Origin of the sequence: Aquisalimonas asiatica, from assembly GCF_900110585.1 — a bacterium.
In the GTDB taxonomy this organism is placed as follows: domain Bacteria; phylum Pseudomonadota; class Gammaproteobacteria; order Nitrococcales; family Aquisalimonadaceae; genus Aquisalimonas; species Aquisalimonas asiatica.
In genome coordinates, this window is record NZ_FOEG01000014.1 from 60701 (window position 1) to 77424 (window position 16724).

The following is a 16724-nucleotide window of genomic DNA, read 5'->3' on the forward strand; positions in this document are numbered from 1 at the left end:
CCATGGCGGACGCCGAGGGCCACGGGCTCGCGGAGCGGTTGAACGAGGAGCCCGCGATCTTTCGCGGGTGCTCGTCCAGCGAGCTCGTGGCGATTCTACTGGCCGCTATCGCGTTCTGGCTGCCGGTGGGGATCCTGGTCGGGCTGGCCGTCGGCTTCCCCCTGATGGGTGTCGGGGGAGCCGCAGTGTTCATCCTCGCAACGATCTTCGTGTTCGCGACCGTCTTTCAGCGGATCAAGCGCGGACGGCCCACCGGGTACTACCAGCAGCTGGTTCTGCTCACCCTGCATCGGGCCGGCCTGCGGCGGGCGCCGGTGATCCTGCGGAGCGGATTCTGGGACGTAGGGAGGCGTCTGTGAGGTATCGCAAGGAGCTGGACAACGTCCGCGCCCACGTCAACACGCTCAGGGTGGTGGCGCTGGGACTGGCCGTGCTGTGTGTCGGGCTCTGGTGGGGCTGGCAGCAGGCGCCGGAGCACCTGCGTGTGCACCTGACCCCGGAGCTGCGCAGCGGCGGCGTGGTCGAGGCGGACGAGGTCGTGGAGCCCGCCGTCTACACCTTTGCCCTCTACATCTGGCAGCAGCTGCACCGCTGGGAGGACGACGGCGCCACGGCCTATGGCGAGAACATCTGGCGGCTGCAGGGGTTCCTCACGCCGGACTTCCGCCGGTACCTGCAGCAGGACATGGAGGACCGGGCCGACCGCGGCGAGCTGCGGGACCGCAGTCGCTCCGTTCGCGAGATCCCCGGGAGAACCTACGACTCGGACCGGGTCGAGGTGCTGGCCGACGGCACCTGGCGCGTGTGGCTGGACGTGGAGATCCGGGAGCACATCGACGGCGAGCTGGTGAAGGAACTCCAGGCCCGGTATCCGCTGCGGGTCGTGCGCTTCAACGTGGATCCGGAGATCAACCCGTGGGGGCTTGCCCTGGACATCGAGGACGAGGCCGCGGCGGAGCGCCTGGAGGTGACCGTGGACGAGGAGGGGTCCTGATGGTTGATCGGCGAGGATTCATAGTGTGCCTCGCTGTGGCGGGGCTGCTGGCCCTGCCGCAGGGAGTACTCGCAGACGGGGTGGAAGGCTCGGTTGACGGTCAGGAGATGCCGGAGTCCGCCGCCGCGGTGGAGCGCGTGTCCTGGGACGGGACGCCGATCCGCGTGGTGGTGCCTGTCGATGGTGAGCGCCTGGTGCGGTTTCCCGGCGAGCAGATCCGGGTGGGCGTCCCTGTGCACCTGGAGGACCGGCTGCGGGTGTTCAGCAACGAGGGTATCGCGTACTTCCAGGCGCATGCCGCGTTCGGGCCGACGCGTGTCGTGGTGGAAGAGCTCGGTACCGGGCGGGCCTATTTTCTGGATCTCGTTGCCGAGGAGGATCCCACTGGCGGTGACGTGGTGGTTCACCGGCGCGATGGAGAGCCTGGCGAAGCAGCCGAGGTGGAGGAGGGTGATCCGCATCAGAACCTGGACTACATCGCGCTGACGCGCTTTGCCGCGCAGCAGCTCTATGCGCCGAGCCGGCTGCGCCCGGAAGTGGCCGGGGTGCGGCAAGTCTCTCTCGACACGGCGGAGGTGGATCTTGTGCGCGGCGGTGCCGTCGCCGCCACACCGCTGGCGGCCTGGCGTGGTGGTGGCTACTACGTCACGGCCGTGCGGCTCACCAATCGTACGCGCGAGCCCGTGGTGCTGGATCCGCGCGACATCCGGGGCGAGTGGCTTGCCGCCACCTTCCAGCACGCGCGGTTGCAGCCCGCCGGGGACGAAGCGGATACCACGGCGGTGTACCTGGTCTCGCGGCGGCAGTTCGAGGACAGCTTCTGGGGGGCGCGCTGATGGTCTCGGTGAAGAGCAATCGCCTGCTTCCGATCATCTTTGGCGTGGTGGTGCTGGCCACGCTGTTCGTGGTGCTGCGCTCGGGTGGCGATGATGCCGGTGGTGCCGGGGCAGAGCCCATGGACGAGGTGCCCACGGTGGAGCGGCCGGATACGGACACCCAGGCGGACACGATCCGCACGCTGGCCGCCGAGCAGCGTCAGCTCCAGGGCGAGCTGGAGGCTCTGCGGGAGGAGAACCGGCAGCTGCGGCGCGAGCGGGAGCGTGCCGAGCGCGAGGCGGTCGAGGCCGACGAGGCGTCGGATCAGCAGCGCGGGCGGCTCGCCGAGATGCTCGAGCGTATCGACCGCCTCTCCTCCCGGGTGGAGGAGATCGGCGATGGCGGGGACGACGATCCCGACGATGACGGGATGGTGCCGGGGACCGACATCCCCGTGGGGCTTGGCATCGGCGAAGACGACACGCTGCCAGATCCGGACCGCACTGCGGCAGTGCCCGACGGGGCGGTGGCGCAGGAGACGGAACTCCAGTGGGTTGAGCCCGTGGCGCTGGATGCCGGCGGGAGCGACAGGGATGCCGCAGAGGGCGGCGTGCTGGCGCAGGGCCGGGCCGTCGTGGAGGAGGCCGGTGGGGACGAGCCCACTGTTGCCGACGAGGTGCGCGAGGCGCGCGCCCGGGCCCTGGAGCGCGCTCATGTGGGTCAGGTGGCGGAGTTCGGTGATCGCGAAGAAGAGCCGCGCTACACGGTGCCCCGTAACTCGACGCTGATGGGCTCCACCGCGATGACCGCCCTGGTCGGGCGGATTCCGCGGCAGGGCACAGTTGAAGATCCCGCGCCGTTCAAGGTGGTGGTCGGCGAGAACAACCTCGCCGCCAACGACATCCGTATTCCCGGGATCGAGGGCATGATCTTCGCCGGCCACGCCATGGGCGACTGGACCCTGTCGTGCGTGCGCGGCGAGGTGGAGAGCGTCACCGCCGTGTTCGAGGACGGCACCGTCCGGACCCTGCCCGATCCGGAGGGCAGCGAGGACGAGACCATCGGCTGGATATCCAATGACCGCGGCGTGCCGTGCATCGCCGGCGAGCGGATCAGCAACGCCCAGGCCTATCTCACCCAGGCCACGACACTGGCCGCAGCGCAGGCCGGTGCCGAGGCGGCGGCCGCCGCGCAGACCACCACCCAGGTGGGCCAGGAAGGGTTCACGCAGCAGATCGTCACCGGCGAGACCGGCGAATTCATGGCCGGCCGGGCGGCTTCGGGCGCCATTGAGGAGGTGGTCGACTGGCTGCGGGCGCGTCAGGACGCGCACTTCGATGCCGTCTATGCGCCAGCCGGCGAGCGGGTCGCGGTGCACATCGATCGCGAACTCGCCATTGACTACGAGATCGACGGCAGGAGGGTCAGTCATGAGGACTTCATGCGCCAGGGCGACGGCGCTCGTCGCCGTCTCGATTAGTGCCTTCATTGCCGGGTGCGAGACGACACCCGGCCACAAGGTCTTCCCCGATGATGGGCCGACCATGGACGAGGTCTACGAGGGGCATTTCCGGGACATGCGGGGCCATGATGCCGACGGTGCTCGGGAGGCGTTGCACTCGGGCGGCGAGGCGTTGGCCGAGGATTACGAGGATAGCGCCGAGGAGAGCGACTCCGAATATGAGGAGTCGCGCATCCGGCAAGTGCACGATGGCGACGTGGACCTGGACGGGTACACCCGGACGGCCGCCGACGAGATCGCCACGCGGTTCTCGCGGGTCCCGAACCCCACCATGGTCATGTACGTCTACCCGCACCTGGCGGGGCAGGACGAGGCGCCGGTGCCCGGCTATGCCACGTCGTTCCGCATGTACGAGCGCGACCATTACGCGCTGCCCGGTGAAGCGGGGGCGCGGTGATGATCCAGGCGTTTCGTTCGCTTTGGCCCTTCGGCTCGGGTGCCTCCGGAACCGCGGAGTCCGGGGAGCCGGATCCGACACTGGGGCAGACGCGTTATCAGCCCGTGACCGAGGCCGAAGTCGCCGGCCTCTACCAGCGGCCGGACTCGTTCACCGACCTGTTGCCGTGGACGGACTACGACCCGGAGACCCGGGTCTTCCTGCTGGAGAACGGGCGCAGTGTCGGCGCGCTGTTCGAACTCACCCCGGCGAGTTCGGAGGCGCGCTCAAGCGCCTACCTGAATGTGCTCCGGGAGCAGATCCAGTCCGCCATCGCAGACACCATCCCCGAAGTGGACGGCTCCCCGTGGGTGGTGCAGTTCTTCGTCCAGGACGACCCCGCCATCGCCGATGTCGGCGACCGGGTGCGCGCCTACGCCGCCGAGCGGGCCGGGGATCATCCGTTCGCCCGGGCGTACTTCAGCCATCTGGACGCGCATCTCCACCGCATCTCCCGGGACGGCGGGCTGTACGTGGACGAGCAGGTCACCGGTGCCGCCTGGCGGGGGCAGCGGCGGCGCGTGCGCGCCTGCCTGTATCGCCGTGACGCCGGCGGCGAGCTGGCGCCGGAGGAGGAGCTCAACCAGGTCGCCGCCCAGTGGGTGGCGAGCCTGGAGGCGGCGGGGATCGGCGTGCGCCGGTGTGGTGCCCGGGAGCTCTACGAGTGGCTGGTGCCCTGGTTCAACCCGCGCCCGGAAATCACAGGGGGCGATCCGGAGGCGCTGCTGCGGATTGCACCGTATCCGGGTGATGCCGACCTTCCCTTCGGCCGGGACTTGGCCGAGCTGTTGACGTATTCCATGCCGGAGTCGGACCAACGGGCCGGCGCGTGGCGATTCGACGGTCTGCCGCACACCGTGGTTCATGCCCAGGGGCTGCGTCATGCTCCGCGGGTCGGGCACTTCACCGCCGAGCGGCGCAGCGGTGACAACATCTACGCGCTCTTCGACCGCTGCCCCGAGGGCACGGTGATGGCGATCACCATCACCATCCAGCCCCAGGACGCGGTCCACAACCACGTGGCGAAGATCCAGGCGGCCTCCGGTGGCGACAACATCGAATCCCAGCTCGCCTACCGGGAAGCGCGGGAGGCCATGGAGCAGATGGCCCGCGGCAACAAGCTCTTCCCCGCCCAGGTCGCGTTCTACATCCGCGCCGAGAACGACCGGGAACTGGTCCACCACCGCAATCACCTGGCGTCGAAGCTGGTCTCCCAGGGGCTGCAGGTCATCGCCCGGGAGGCGGAGCTGCTGCCGCTGGATAACTACCTCCGCGGCCTGCCCATGGCCTACGACCCGACGTTGGAGCGCTACACACGGCGCAGCCGCTACGTCTTCGCCGACCACCTTGCCGCCATGCTGCCGCTCTACGGCCGCACCAAGGGCACCGGTCATCCGGGCATGCTCTTCTACAACCGGGGGGCCGAACCGCTGACGTTCGATCCCCTGCACAAGCAGGACCGGAAGAAGAACGCGCATGCGCTGATCCTCGGGCCCACCGGCGCCGGCAAGTCCGCCATGCTGAACTACCTGATCATGCAGATGGCGGCGGTTTACAAACCACGGATTTTCGTCATCGAGGCGGGCAACAGCATGGGGCTGCTCGGGCAGTACGCCCAGGCGCACGGCCTCAGCGTCAACCAGGTCACCCTCAATCCGAACCAGGATGTCTCGCTGCCGCCTTTCAGTGCCGCCATCCACCTCCGGGACCAGCCGGACGTCGAGGCCCGTGCGGAGGACGAGCCGGACCAGGACCCGGAGGGGGACGACGATGCGGAGGAGGCGCGTGACGTGCTGGGCGAGATGGAGCTCTCCGCCCGAATCATGATCACCGGCGGCGAGGCGAAGGAGGACGCCAGGATGTCCCGCTCCGACCGCCTGGCCATCCGCCGGGCGATCCTGCGTGCCGCGGAGAACGTCGGCGCCGCCGGACGCGATCAGGTACTCACCGAGGACGTGGTGCAGGGTATGCGCGAGGGGGCGGAGGATCCGAGCCTCACCACCACGCGCGCGCAGCGCATCCGGGACATGGCCGACGGCATGGAACTGTTCTGCTCCGGCTTCGCCGGCAAGCTCTTCAACCGGCCGGGGACGCGCTGGCCGGAGGCCGACATCACCATCGTCGACATGGCCATGCTGGCCCGGGAGGGCTACGAGGACCAACTTACCGTGGCGTACATGGGGCTGATGAACCACATCAACGATCTGGTCGAACAACACCAGCACGCCAATCGCCCCACGCTGGTGATCACCGACGAGGGTCACATCATCACCACCAACCCGCTGCTCGCGCCCTTCGTCGTCAAGATCACCAAGATGTGGCGCAAGCTCGGGGCGTGGTTCTGGGTGGCGACGCAGAACCTCGAGGACTTCCCCGACGCCGCCCGGAAGATGCTCAACATGATGGAGTGGTGGCTGTGCCTGGTCATGCCCAAGGAGGAAGTCGAGCAGATCGCCCGTTTCCGGGATCTCTCCGAGGAGCAGAAGGCACTGCTGCTCTCCGCGCGTAAGGAGCCCGGCAAGTACGTCGAGGGAGTGGTGCTCACGGACCAGATCGAGACCCTGTTCCGCAGTGTGCCGCCACCCATCGCCCTGGCACTGGCCATGACGGAGAAGGACGAGAAGGCCGAGCGGCGGGCGATCATGGAGGAGCTCGGCTGCACCGAGGTGGAGGCCGCGGAGGAGGTCGCCCGGCGCATGGCGGAGGGCGGGTCGCCATGAGCGCGCAGATCCATACGGACGGGTTCGATCCGGCCGCCTGGTGCTGGGAGGACTGGCTGCAGGTCGCCGCCGGGCGCATGGGGGTGTTCCGGGTGTCAGCGGCACCGCGGCTGCCGGACGACGTGGCGTGTCTGACCCTCTCGCGTCTGCCGACGCAGGGGCCGGGCGAGTTGTTGCACAAGGGCGGGTGGTTGAGTTCGCCGCGGCGTTCCGAGGCGCTGGCGTCGCTGCGGCGCCTGGGGTGGGCGCCGGAGGAGGTCGCCGACGCAGTGGGCCACGGTCGGGTCCTTCCCGGTTGCGTCGAAGAAGCCGCCGAGTCGTTGGCCGCCATTGAGGCGGCTTTGTGCGCCCGAAAGCTGGAGAGCGGACTGCCTCGCCATCGCCGTTGGGTGGCCATTGATATCGGCCGCCAGGGAGGTAGGGGATGGGCCGAGTGACGCGAGTACCGGTGGCAGTGTTCACGGTCTTCGTGGTGTTGGGTGTGGCCAGTGATGCTCCGGCAGGCGAGGTAGCGCCTTCCGCCTCGGGCTCCTCTCCGGATGAGCCGCTTGTGGTGGCCGAGCCCGCTGATCTCCTTCCCGTGAACACGCCGGAGATGGAACCGGGCCGGTTGCGGGCGACGCCATCGGCCGACGCGGAGGGAATGCTGGAGCGCCTTCCGCAGCCTTTGTGCCTGGTGGGCGCGGATGCTCGGTCCCTGCGCTGGCTGGAACGCCACCGCTCGTCCCTTCGGTCTGCCGGTGCCCTGTGCCTCCTGGTGCAGGCGGAGCGCGTCACCGATCTGGATCGCGTCCTGGATGCCGCCGGCGAGGTGCCAGTGCAGGTGAGCCCGGGTGGTGAGCTGGCCCGGCGGTTCGGGCTCCAACGCTACCCGGTGGTGATCTCGGCGGAGGGCTTCGAGCAGTGACCGAGCGCTACCCCGTGGAGGCGCTGCTGCGCCCGCCCGTGGAGTTCTACTCAGCAGGTGTGGCGGCGTGTGCGGCGATCATCGCTGTGGTGGCGCCCTGGGCGCTGATGATGACGCCGACGGTGGCCTGGGGCGCGGCGGTGATTCTCGGCGGTGTCGCTGTGTGGCGGGGCCGTCAGGGTTGGTGGATCGTCCGCTACCACCGCAACCTGAAACGCCTGCCGGAGTTCCGGATGCGCTCCGCCGAGATTCCGGTGTCCCGGCGCAAGCTCTACCTGGGGCGGGGGTTCCGGTGGCGGCAGAAGCACACCCAGCGGCTCCGCGACACCATCCGGCCCGAGGTGCAGCACTACGTGGAGCCGGGCCCGCTGTATCACTGGGCCCGGCGGCGGGAGGTGGCCTGGGAGAGCACACCGGGGCTACGCCTGCTGGCCGCGGCGCTGGCCTACCGCTCCTGGTGGAATCCCCTGGCACCATTGCCCCCCGTCGGTGGCAAACCGGCACTGCACGCCGTTGGCTGCGACGAGGAGGAGGACGTCTACACCGACCTCGGCGAACGCGTCGGGCACACCCTGGTGCTTGGCACCACGCGGGTGGGCAAAACGCGCCTCGCGGAGCTCCTGATCGCCCAGGATATCCGTCGCGGGGACGTCACCATCGTCATCGACCCCAAGGGGGACGCCGAACTCTTGAAGCGGGTCTATGCGGAGGCCCGACGCGCCGGACGCGAGGACCGCTTCCACATGTTCCACCTCGGGTACCCCGAGCACTCGGCGCGCTACAACGCCGTGGGCTCGTTCGGGCGCATCACCGAGGTGGCGAGCCGCACCTCCCGCCAGTTGCCGAGCGAGGGCAACAGTGCTGCGTTCCGGGAGTTCGCCTGGCGGTTCGTGAACATCGTCGCCCAGGCCCGCGTCGCGCTGGGCTACCGGCCGGCCTACGACCAGATCCTCCAGGATGTGACCAATATCGAGCCACTGCTCATCGAGTACTACGAGCACTGGTTGCCGGGCGTTGCCCCTGAAGGCTGGCGGGACGAGGTCGGTCGGCGCGAGGCGAACATGGACGAGCGCCGCGTCCCCCGGAATCTCCAGGGGCGGGACAAGCGCGCCATTGCCCTGGTGCTTTACGTCAAGGAACAGGGGCTGTCCGATCCGGTGGCCGACGGCCTGCGCTCGGCCATGGAGTACGACAAGACGTACTTCGACAAGATCGTGGCGAGCCTCCTGCCGCTTATGGAGAAGCTCACCACGGGCAAGACCGCGGAGCTCATCTCACCGGACTACCTGGATACCGATGATCCGCGGCCGATCTTCGACTGGCGGGAGGTGATCCGCACCGGCGGCGTCGTGTACGTGGGCCTGGACGCGCTCTCCGACGCCGACGTGGCGGCCGCCGTGGGCAACTCGATGTTCGCCGATCTGTGCTCGGTGGCCGGGCAGATGTACAAGCACGGCCAGGACGACGGGCTGCCCGAGCGTCGCCTTAGCATGCCCACGGTCAACGTCCACGCCGACGAGTTCAACGAGCTGATCGGCGACGAGTTCGTGCCGCTTCTGAACAAGGCTGGCGGTGCGGGGTTCCAGGTGACCGCGTACACCCAGACATGGTCGGACGTGGAGGCGCGCATCGGCAGCAAGCCGAAGGCGGGCCAGGTGGCCGGGAACTTCAACACCCTGGTGATGCTGCGGGTGAAGGAGTACGCCACCGCTGAGATGCTCACCACCCAGCTTCCACAGGTGGAGGTGTTCAGCCTGATGCAGGTCTCCGGGACCAACGACGCCTCCGACCCGGATTCCGATCAGCACTTCTCCAGTCGCAACGAGGACCGTATCTCGGTGACCGAGGCGCCGCTGCTCACGCCGGCAGACGTGGTCACGCTACCGAAAGGCCAGGGGTTCGCGCTGGTCGAGGGCGGGCAGCTCTACAAGCTGCGTCTGCCGCTGCCAAGCGGCGAGGCCGATCCCGTCATGCCGGCCTCGCTGGACGAGATCACCGAGCGCATGGCCCGTGACTACGCCACGGGCGACGCCTGGTGGCAAACGGATCCGGTGCCTACGCCGCCACCGGAGGATGCGGCCTGATGGCCACCCGCGACGTCCAGGCAAGCCGCCACCCAGCCGCACGCAAGCCGGGGTGGGTTGGCAGTGCACTGGGCATGGTCGGCCAGCTGGTGCTGTGGCTGCTCGTGGCGCTGCTGTTTTCCATCCTGGCCGAATGGGTGGGGCAGACCTGGGTGTGGCCGGAGCGCGGTGTCGAGCACAGTCGCATGATGCTCGAGCGCGAGGCGGCCTATATCAACCAGGACTTTCATCGCTCGGCGATTCCGGGGGTGGGGGAGCCCGCTGCCTATGTTCAGCAGTTCGCGGATGTTGCCTACGAGGGGCTCATCAAGGCCACGGGCGTCGAGTGGCTGCTGGACTGGCTCGCTCGCCCGCCGGACCCGGAAGGCGGGCGCTTCCAGAGGGCACTGCGCAGTGGCTACGCCGCGGCGGAGCCCTACGTGCTCTCGGCGATCACCATCACACAGGTGTTCGCCCTGCGCCTGGGGGTACTGACCCTGGCCATGCCGGTGTTCGTGTTGTTCGCCTTGGTCGCGGTGGTCGACGGGCTCGTGCAGCGGGAACTGCGCCGCTGGGGCGGGGGACGGGAGAGCAGCTTCGTCTACCACCACGCCAAGCGGCTCATGGCGCCGTCCATCGCCATGGCCTGGGTGGTTTACCTGGCCATGCCGGTGCCGGTGCACCCAAACTGGGTGATCCTGCCGTTTGCCGTGCTCAACGCCGTGACCGTGGCGATCACGGCGTCGCGGTTCAAGAAGTACCTGTGAATCGGTGTGGGGTACACTGTTAGTTGACGGGCGCTCGCCAGTACCGGGGACCGGAGACTGGGGTTAATGGCCTGGATCAAGACGGCGTTAGAGGACAGGGAAGGCCCTGCAAGAGTGCCTCTGGTCCTGCCTAGTGTCTGCCCTGCGTTTTGAGGGCAGGGTTAAGCCGGATGAATCTGTGAGGAGTCGCGCGGCGAGGGCGCTGCGGAATTTAGGGTTCGATGTGCACGGCAGATCGAAGAGCTAAGTGATATGTTGCCTCGTCGTTGGCTTGGTTGCGAGTTCCGGGTGATGCTCCTCGATCAGCGCTTTTGTCAGCTGTTCGCCGCGCCGACTGAGCTTCTCGACCCATTCGTCTGGCATTGCGGAAAAATCTGTGGGATATGCATGTACATCTTCCCGCGTAACGAGGTCGTCGGGCGGATACTCTAATCGGCTGTCGTCCTGCCCCAGATAAGGTACGAGAATGCCCTTGAGCGTTCCGGAAGTTCTCAGGTCGAACAAGCGTTTCATCGCCGCATTCTGGGCCCGATCATGAACGCAGGCAAACGCACTGCTCATGCGGGCCAGTAGGAACTGACTGGGGGAGTCAAATCGTAAACCATAACCTGCCCGGCAACATATTATGGTGTCGACCTTCGTAACGTTTAGACTGATTTGCGGGTCACGGTCCGGCCACAGTGGCGCAAGACCAAGGTTGTCATAAACGCCGCCATCTGTGAGTGTTACCCTTTCTTCGCGTCGTGTACCGTCTTTCTTGTTAAACGGCAAAAGGTCATCAAGTGCTGGCAAGAGAAGCGGATAGGCCGCGGATGCGGTCACGGCGTGTCCCAGGGTGACGTCGTTGCTTGCAAGTGTCCCGAGACGCCATGATCCAGAACTCTTTTGCGAAAAATAAAACGCGGAACCGGTCCTCAGGTCGGCGGCGTTAACGATAAGCAACGGCCCGCCGGCGGGCAGGTCGGCAAGACCCTGTTCCTCAAACACGTCTTCTTCCAACACCCGCCGGAGAATGGTGGTTCGGCTGGCGAAACGTCGCACGGGTGAGGAAAGCCCGGCGACTCGCCAGTGTCGCCTTCTGTCTGGTGGGGCAAGCAGTGATACGGACCAAGTGATGCCATAAACCGCAATGGAGAAGGTGCCGGTTACAGCGAGAATGAGCCAGCAATACAGCGCTCGCACGCCTTCGGTTGTGGTCAAAGCCTTTCGAAGTACAGCTCGTGTGAGGCCGCGCGCCAGAAGCCGTCGAACTTTGGCTTCGAATTCAGGGAAACTGCCCTGATGGGTGGCATACATTGCGCCGATGACGCTTCCACCGGAAACGGTTGACAGGACTTTGACGTGACCCATGATTCCGAGGTCATGCAAGGCGCGGAGGCAACCAAGATGGAACGCGATTGCCCGCGAACCGCCACCGGATAAAGTTAGGCCAATCTTTGCTCTGGTCATGCCTGCCCGCCTAGAGTTTTACCACGTGGAAGACCATTTCACTGCCCAATTACTTCGCCCTCAAGGTTCGCGAAGACGAGGCGTACATCGTGCTCGCCGGCGATGAGCATCAGGGCTGGCAAATCGTCCATGTCGAAAAGGGCGGCAAACCAGTCAATTTGTGCGAGATCCGTCGCGCTCGGATGTGTCGGGGCATGCGGCGGGTGAGAATGCCATTCGCCAATGTAACGAACCTGCCCGAGCGTCTGCTCCGATATTCGGCCAAGGTACTCTTGAACGCCGGAGGTACCGCGCACGAAGCCGGTAGTGCTGCGGGCGCTGTCCGCAGGCGCGGGCGCTGCATCTACGACGTGTATGTGCTTCGCTGGGATGTCAACCACCCCCGTCAGTACGCCGCCGGTCTCTTCGGGAAGATGATGATGCCGGAGGGCCTGAATGCGCTCGATGAGACCTTGATCGACGGAGACAGTCCAATCTCCAGCTCGGAAGCGCTCAACCTGTGCGGGCTGGCTTTCGCAGATGTCGACGGCACCGTACTGAGACATTGACCATATCCTGATTATGCCTTCATCGTGATCGACGGCCGTGCCAAGGCCGCCTGCGACAAGCCCGCTTAGTGCCATCACACGCGACTCAGGTATCAGGTTCGTTATGGCTCGGCAGGCACCGGTATAGGCATATGTCCCCTCTCCGTCTGAAAGGTGCCCCGCAAGCCGGTCCTCCCTCGCCACGAAACCGAAATACTGAGCTTCCAGGTCGCGTAGGGTTAGCGAGCGGTCCGCGGACTCCGCAATCAGTACCGCCGCCTCACCGGATGGATTAAAGAAGACACTGGCGCGGCGCGCGGTCGACGAATGATCGGAAAGATAACGCGCGGCCACGACGGATGCCGTGGCATCGATGATGAGCTCAGCGCGTTCGAGCGCCTGATCAATTTTGTCGCGCGAGTCGTCGCAGTCCATTACATTGGCGGCAAGACTGCGCGCGATCGGCGGGGATTCGTGGATCACCTCGGAAACCAGCTCTGCAACCAGATCGGCTTTGCCCCTTGTGACGTCAGCATCACGTCCGGTGTGCCGAGCGATGTTGTGCGGCAGCAGCCGGTCATCGTCCATGATCGTCCAGGAAAACCGCCCTTCGCGGCCCAAGCACTCTGCAACATGCGAGCCGATTGCGCCGGCCCCCACCATCACGACCTCGCGGGCATCAACGTTGTCCCTGCTGCTCAGCTGCGTCGCAAGTAGGCGGTCGAACTCGTAATGCACCTCGGCGGATTGTGCCGGGATCGTGCGTATTGCTTCAGTGTCCTCCGGCTGCTCCCGTACTGCCTTAAGGTAACCAACTTGGCTACCTTCATCGCTGTGTTCTTGCGGAAGTGCGATGCCGAGCGCTACCGCAATCTTGCCGGCTGGCCGATCAGTGATGAATGCGCGTAGGTCGGACCCATTCTGCTGCGAGCCGTCTGGGGCAATGATCGGCATTTCTACGATGATGGCAAACCGAGACAGGAGTGGCCACAAAGCCTGTTCGCCCTGATCAAGCCAATCCGAAAAACGGCGCCGCAAATCGGTGAAAAGGTCTATGCCCCGCTCTGCGAGCATGTCAGCAAGACTTCCCAGGGTCTCAGGCGCAAACTGAAGGCGCTGCATTCTTTCCGGGGGAATACTGTATGCGACCAAGCAGATCGGTTGATGTTGACCTTTCAGCTCCCCGACCTGCTGGATCGGGAGCACACGCAGAGTCTGCCCGTCCGCTTTCACGGTACCGATCAGATCAAGCTCATCTGCATTATGCAGCACATCTCGCGAGATAATGAAGCTTATAGGGCTTCCCAGAAATATGGGATCGAGAGGCTGGCGCGCGTCATGAAGCCCCCCTGCCATGCACGGGTGAACCAGGATAGGATACGCCCAACCAGTTCCGCGGGGGTCCATGTGAGGCGTGCCTCTGCCCAAGGGCGATCGTCGGTGCAGATTGCCCTCGGGGATCCTTCGAGTACAAGCTGCTGGTGTTCTGTGTCAGGGAAATCCGCGCGCAGCATGTACACGAGCGGCATGGCCTCGTTATCGGTGAAGCGAACGCCGATGCGTTCTACGCGCTTAAGCGGCTGGGCACTTTTCTGCGGTCGCCCGGTCTGGAAATCGAGAACGACAAGTTCACACTCTTCGTCCCGGCGCGCTTCAACAAAAGTTGCGAGGTGGTCGGCATATCGCTCAACGAAGGTGACGAGCGCAGTGGCTGCCGAGGACTTTAGATCAGAGGCAGCCACTGGCTCGCCGAATTGTGTCAGCCACGCGTCGATGTCCATTAGCCCGCCTTGGGTGTTGACCCTGCTGCGGTACTGCTGACCATCGGAGCCCCAAGAACCGGTGCGATACCTTGGGCCGTGACTTTGTAGGCGAACGGCTTCGGATTCGCCTTCGAGGGTTTTTCCATCGTCACTTCGAACTCACCGTCACATTGCCCAGATACACGGCGGTGGTAGTTCGCTGCTTGCCGGTGAGGCGGTTGATTGTCGCGGTCCTCGTCAGAGCCTTTTGTTGGGATGGGCCAAGACGGCGATACGATGCAGCTTGCCCCTTCCCGTTGGTCCTCGAAGAGCCACTTGACATTGGGTGCGGGCTCAGTCACGTCTTCACCGCGCTCTGGGCTGAGCGACAGGTAAGAGCAATGGTGCGGAAGCTTCATAATGTCCCAGCGCAAACGCTCCTCGTTACCGTGCTCGCGTGTCGTCTGGACAATCTGGGAGAGCGTTTCATGGTTTGCGTCCGACGCCAGTAAGAGGCGGGACTCCGTACTGCCCTCTCGGAAGGTCGCATGCATGACGATTGAGTCTTCATTCCGGTCGACGACGGTGTTCTCATCCTGGCGCCAGCCGAATGGACAGTGAACGAAGAACTCCACCGCCTCCGGCCCGTCCTTGGAGTAGCCTGGCACGAGTTTGCCAGCGTCGACGATGAGATGTTTGCGCTCCTCGAAATCGAGGCCTTCATCTTCCAGCCACTTCTTAAGCCGCTCGGGGCGCGAGAATACGCGGACGTCACGCCCTTCGCGCAAGCGGTGCCGGGCTTCGGCTCGGACGATGCGGGCGTCGTTCTCCAGATTCTCCTCAAGAATTGCTGCTGCGGGCACCCACAGCTCCTTGATTTTGATGCGGTCATCGGTCTGGTAGATCGCTGCATGTTCCAACCAGAAGAACTCACTAAAGCCCTTGCAGTGATCCGCGTCAGTGTGTGTGATGCAGACCGCGTCAAAGTAGTCTCGGCCCTCGTTTCGCAGGTCGCGCAGGAGTTCTGCGGGCAAGTCGCAGCGCTTGTCCTCGTCACCGTCACCGTTCCGCATCGCGGCGTAGTCAACGAGAATTTTGCGACCGTCCGCAAGGTCGAGACGCAGCGTGTCCGCATTGCCTAGGGGGAAGAACTGGATACGAGCTGTCATGTGCTTTTCCTTCCTGTCTATATGGGCGGGGCTGGCACGTCAGTGCTTCTGCTCCCGTGGCGGGTTGGGGGCGTCGCTCGGCGGGAAAGTGTCGGAACTTGCCCACTTCCCGTCGCGGCCTTGGTTGCGAATTCCGCCGCTGCCTCGGCAACAATTTACGATCTGCTCCGACGCCTTCTCGGCCTTTACCTGGGGCGGTGCAGGCTGCTCGCACGCTTGGCGTCCGTGTCTTGACGAGTCCAACCCCTCGGCCGTTTGGTCACGCATCGGTAGGTCCAAAGCCTGTCGTTTCCCAGTTCACGTCGCCTTCATGCTACTGTAAGATAATAAACTATACACATATAGTTTTGATGTCAAAATAGTTACTATACATATCAGGGGGTGTCGTGGCGGACGCGAAGTCAGACTTGCGGTGGGGCGTTGAGCGGCGTCTGGAGTTCATAGAGTTTCGGCTGTATTGGGAAGGCGGTATCAACCGGGCCGACATCACCGGTTTCTTCGGTGTGTCCGTGCCCCAGGCGTCAAAGGACCTCAGCCACTACCAAGACCTGGCGCCCGGCAACATGACGTACGACAAGAGCGAGAAGCGGTACTTTGTTTCCGGTACGTTCACTCCGCGTTTTTTGACGCCCGACGCGGACCAGTATCTGTCGCAGCTTCGCCTGATTGCGGAGCGCGTGAGGCCCGCAGAGGAAACCTGGCTATCGAGCCTTCCCGGTCTGGACTGCATGCCGATTCCCTACCGGCGGGTCGATGCTGCGGTGCTGCGCACGTTAATATCAGCGATTCGGGAGCGACAGGCGGTAGAGGTTCGCTATCAGTCAATGAACCCCAAGCGCCCGGCGCCCATATGGCGGGGAATTAGCCCGCACGCCTTCGCCAGTGACGGCCTTCGCTGGCACGTTCGCGCCTTCTGTCGCTTAGAGCGTAAGTTTAAAGATTTTCTGCTGTCGCGCTGCCTCGACTGTCGCAAGAGCGGCCCCACTGAAGCCGACGCAGATGAAGATCTGCTTTGGAATGAATTGTTTACCGTAGAGCTGAGGCCAAACCCAAGACTCTCTGAAGATCAGCAGGAAATTATTGCGTTGGACTATGCAATGGATGAGGGCAAGCTCGATCTGCCGATCAGAAAGTCGCTCCTTTTCTATTTCCAGAAACGGCTTCGCTTGGACGTAGCAAACGCGCTGGATAATCCGCAGGAAACACCGGTAGTGATCGCAAATGAGAGGGAATTCAATTTGGCTCTGGCCGAAGCGACTGAGGTGGACCCAATCAGTTGGACAACCTGATGGTGTCCCTAAGCTATGATCCGGTTGTTTCCCTGGCTCAGGCTGCCAAGGATATGGATTGCCCGTAGTACACCTCATCGGGCGTTTGGTAATCAAGGGTTTGGTGGTACCGGGTCTGATTGTAATGCCGGAAGTACCGGTGGAGCGCCTGCTTCAAGTGTCGGCCATCCTCGAAGGCAGTGAGGTAGACGCACTCGTGTTTGACGCTGCGCCAGAGCCGTTCCACGAAGATGTTGTCATGGTAGCAGCCCTTGCCGTCCATACTGATCCGGATGCCATACTCTTTGAGAACGCTTGTGAAGGCCTCGCTGGTGAACTGGACA

15 protein-coding genes and 1 pseudogene are annotated in these 16724 nt (G+C 64.7%); 11 read left to right on the top strand and 5 right to left on the bottom strand.

All coding sequences use genetic code 11. The features are described from left to right. The first annotated feature begins 2 nt into the window (after nt 1-2). The 10 genes from BMZ02_RS18020 to BMZ02_RS18065 are packed head-to-tail and all read left to right on the top strand — an operon-like array spanning nt 3 to nt 10225. Nucleotides 3-359, top strand: a complete 357-nt coding sequence (locus BMZ02_RS18020) for a TIGR03750 family conjugal transfer protein (RefSeq protein ID WP_091646389.1) — start codon at nt 3-5, stop codon at nt 357-359. Then, nucleotides 356-994 (top strand): PFL_4703 family integrating conjugative element protein, encoded by a 639-nt coding sequence (locus BMZ02_RS18025; RefSeq protein WP_091646390.1) that lies wholly within the window; start codon nt 356-358, stop codon nt 992-994. The genes BMZ02_RS18020 and BMZ02_RS18025 overlap by 4 nt, the downstream gene beginning before the upstream one ends. Then, a complete protein-coding gene (locus BMZ02_RS18030) occupies nt 994-1830 on the top strand; it encodes a TIGR03749 family integrating conjugative element protein (protein ID WP_245754078.1) in 837 nt (278 codons plus the stop codon). Before BMZ02_RS18025 ends, BMZ02_RS18030 begins: the two co-directional genes overlap by 1 nt. Then, the gene (locus tag BMZ02_RS18035; RefSeq protein ID WP_091646419.1) at nt 1815-3290 is read left to right on the top strand and encodes a TIGR03752 family integrating conjugative element protein; all 1476 of its coding nucleotides are present in this window, start codon (nt 1815-1817) and stop codon (nt 3288-3290) included. The genes BMZ02_RS18030 and BMZ02_RS18035 overlap by 16 nt, the downstream gene beginning before the upstream one ends. Next, the gene (locus tag BMZ02_RS18040) at nt 3241-3729 is read left to right on the top strand and encodes a TIGR03751 family conjugal transfer lipoprotein (RefSeq protein ID WP_091646392.1); all 489 of its coding nucleotides are present in this window, start codon (nt 3241-3243) and stop codon (nt 3727-3729) included. Before BMZ02_RS18035 ends, BMZ02_RS18040 begins: the two co-directional genes overlap by 50 nt. After that, nucleotides 3729-6488 carry a conjugative transfer ATPase gene (locus BMZ02_RS18045; protein ID WP_171909988.1) on the top strand — a complete coding sequence of 920 codons (2760 nt, stop codon included), beginning with the start codon at nt 3729-3731 and terminating at the stop codon, nt 6486-6488. The genes BMZ02_RS18040 and BMZ02_RS18045 overlap by 1 nt, the downstream gene beginning before the upstream one ends. Further along, the gene (locus BMZ02_RS18050) at nt 6485-6925 is read left to right on the top strand and encodes a hypothetical protein (protein ID WP_091646394.1); all 441 of its coding nucleotides are present in this window, start codon (nt 6485-6487) and stop codon (nt 6923-6925) included. The genes BMZ02_RS18045 and BMZ02_RS18050 overlap by 4 nt, the downstream gene beginning before the upstream one ends. Beyond that, complete coding sequence (locus BMZ02_RS18055) at nt 6922-7395, top strand: PFL_4695 family integrating conjugative element protein (protein WP_245754079.1); 474 nt, start codon at nt 6922-6924, stop codon at nt 7393-7395. Before BMZ02_RS18050 ends, BMZ02_RS18055 begins: the two co-directional genes overlap by 4 nt. After that, entirely contained in the window at nt 7392-9479 is a 2088-nt protein-coding gene (traD, locus tag BMZ02_RS18060) for a type IV conjugative transfer system coupling protein TraD (RefSeq protein WP_171909989.1), read from the top strand. The genes BMZ02_RS18055 and traD overlap by 4 nt, the downstream gene beginning before the upstream one ends. Continuing rightward, on the top strand, nt 9479-10225 hold the full coding sequence (locus BMZ02_RS18065; RefSeq protein ID WP_091646397.1) for a TIGR03747 family integrating conjugative element membrane protein: 747 nt from the start codon (nt 9479-9481) through the stop codon (nt 10223-10225). Before traD ends, BMZ02_RS18065 begins: the two co-directional genes overlap by 1 nt. Nucleotides 10226-10468: 243 nt before the next feature. Here BMZ02_RS18065 and BMZ02_RS18070 read toward each other — a convergent pair whose 3' ends face one another. The 4 genes from BMZ02_RS18070 to BMZ02_RS18085 are packed head-to-tail and all read right to left on the bottom strand — an operon-like array spanning nt 10469 to nt 15112. Next, complete coding sequence (locus BMZ02_RS18070) at nt 10469-11674, bottom strand: patatin-like phospholipase family protein (protein ID WP_091646398.1); 1206 nt, start codon at nt 11672-11674, stop codon at nt 10469-10471. Between the two features lie 38 nt (nt 11675-11712). Next, nucleotides 11713-13473 (bottom strand): anti-phage 6A-MBL system cap2_3 protein, encoded by a 1761-nt coding sequence (locus tag BMZ02_RS18075; RefSeq protein WP_171909990.1) that lies wholly within the window; start codon nt 13471-13473, stop codon nt 11713-11715. A gap of 20 nt (nt 13474-13493) precedes the next feature. Further along, complete coding sequence (locus BMZ02_RS18080; protein ID WP_091646402.1) at nt 13494-13982, bottom strand: hypothetical protein; 489 nt, start codon at nt 13980-13982, stop codon at nt 13494-13496. Beyond that, on the bottom strand, nt 13982-15112 hold the full coding sequence (locus BMZ02_RS18085) for an anti-phage 6A-MBL system MBL-fold protein (protein ID WP_091646403.1): 1131 nt from the start codon (nt 15110-15112) through the stop codon (nt 13982-13984). The genes BMZ02_RS18080 and BMZ02_RS18085 overlap by 1 nt, the downstream gene beginning before the upstream one ends. 386 nt (nt 15113-15498) lie before the next feature. Between BMZ02_RS18085 and BMZ02_RS18095 the strand changes: the two genes are divergently transcribed. After that, nucleotides 15499-16401: a BrxR family helix-turn-helix transcriptional regulator gene (locus tag BMZ02_RS18095; protein WP_216110938.1), complete on the top strand. Its 903-nt coding sequence runs from the start codon at nt 15499-15501 to the stop codon at nt 16399-16401. 61 nt (nt 16402-16462) lie between these two features. On the opposite strand, the pseudogene BMZ02_RS18100 reads toward BMZ02_RS18095, so the two are convergent. Then, a pseudogene (locus BMZ02_RS18100) lies at nt 16463-16724 on the bottom strand (integrase core domain-containing protein); the annotation flags it as partial.

Bases quoted from the DNA above. Each gene is read 5' to 3' on its own strand.
- BMZ02_RS18020 (WP_091646389.1), top strand. From the start codon at position 3: ATGGCGGACGCCGAGGGCCACGGGCTCGCGGAGCGGTTGAACGAGGAG.
- BMZ02_RS18030 (WP_245754078.1), top strand. From the start codon at position 994: ATGGTTGATCGGCGAGGATTCATAGTGTGCCTCGCTGTGGCGGGGCTG.
- BMZ02_RS18040 (WP_091646392.1), top strand. From the start codon at position 3,241: ATGAGGACTTCATGCGCCAGGGCGACGGCGCTCGTCGCCGTCTCGATT.
- BMZ02_RS18045 (WP_171909988.1), top strand. From the start codon at position 3,729: ATGATCCAGGCGTTTCGTTCGCTTTGGCCCTTCGGCTCGGGTGCCTCC.
- BMZ02_RS18050 (WP_091646394.1), top strand. From the start codon at position 6,485: ATGAGCGCGCAGATCCATACGGACGGGTTCGATCCGGCCGCCTGGTGC.
- BMZ02_RS18065 (WP_091646397.1), top strand. From the start codon at position 9,479: ATGGCCACCCGCGACGTCCAGGCAAGCCGCCACCCAGCCGCACGCAAG.
- BMZ02_RS18070 (WP_091646398.1), bottom strand. From the start codon at position 11,674: ATGACCAGAGCAAAGATTGGCCTAACTTTATCCGGTGGCGGTTCGCGG.
- BMZ02_RS18080 (WP_091646402.1), bottom strand. From the start codon at position 13,982: ATGGACATCGACGCGTGGCTGACACAATTCGGCGAGCCAGTGGCTGCC.
- BMZ02_RS18085 (WP_091646403.1), bottom strand. From the start codon at position 15,112: ATGACAGCTCGTATCCAGTTCTTCCCCCTAGGCAATGCGGACACGCTG.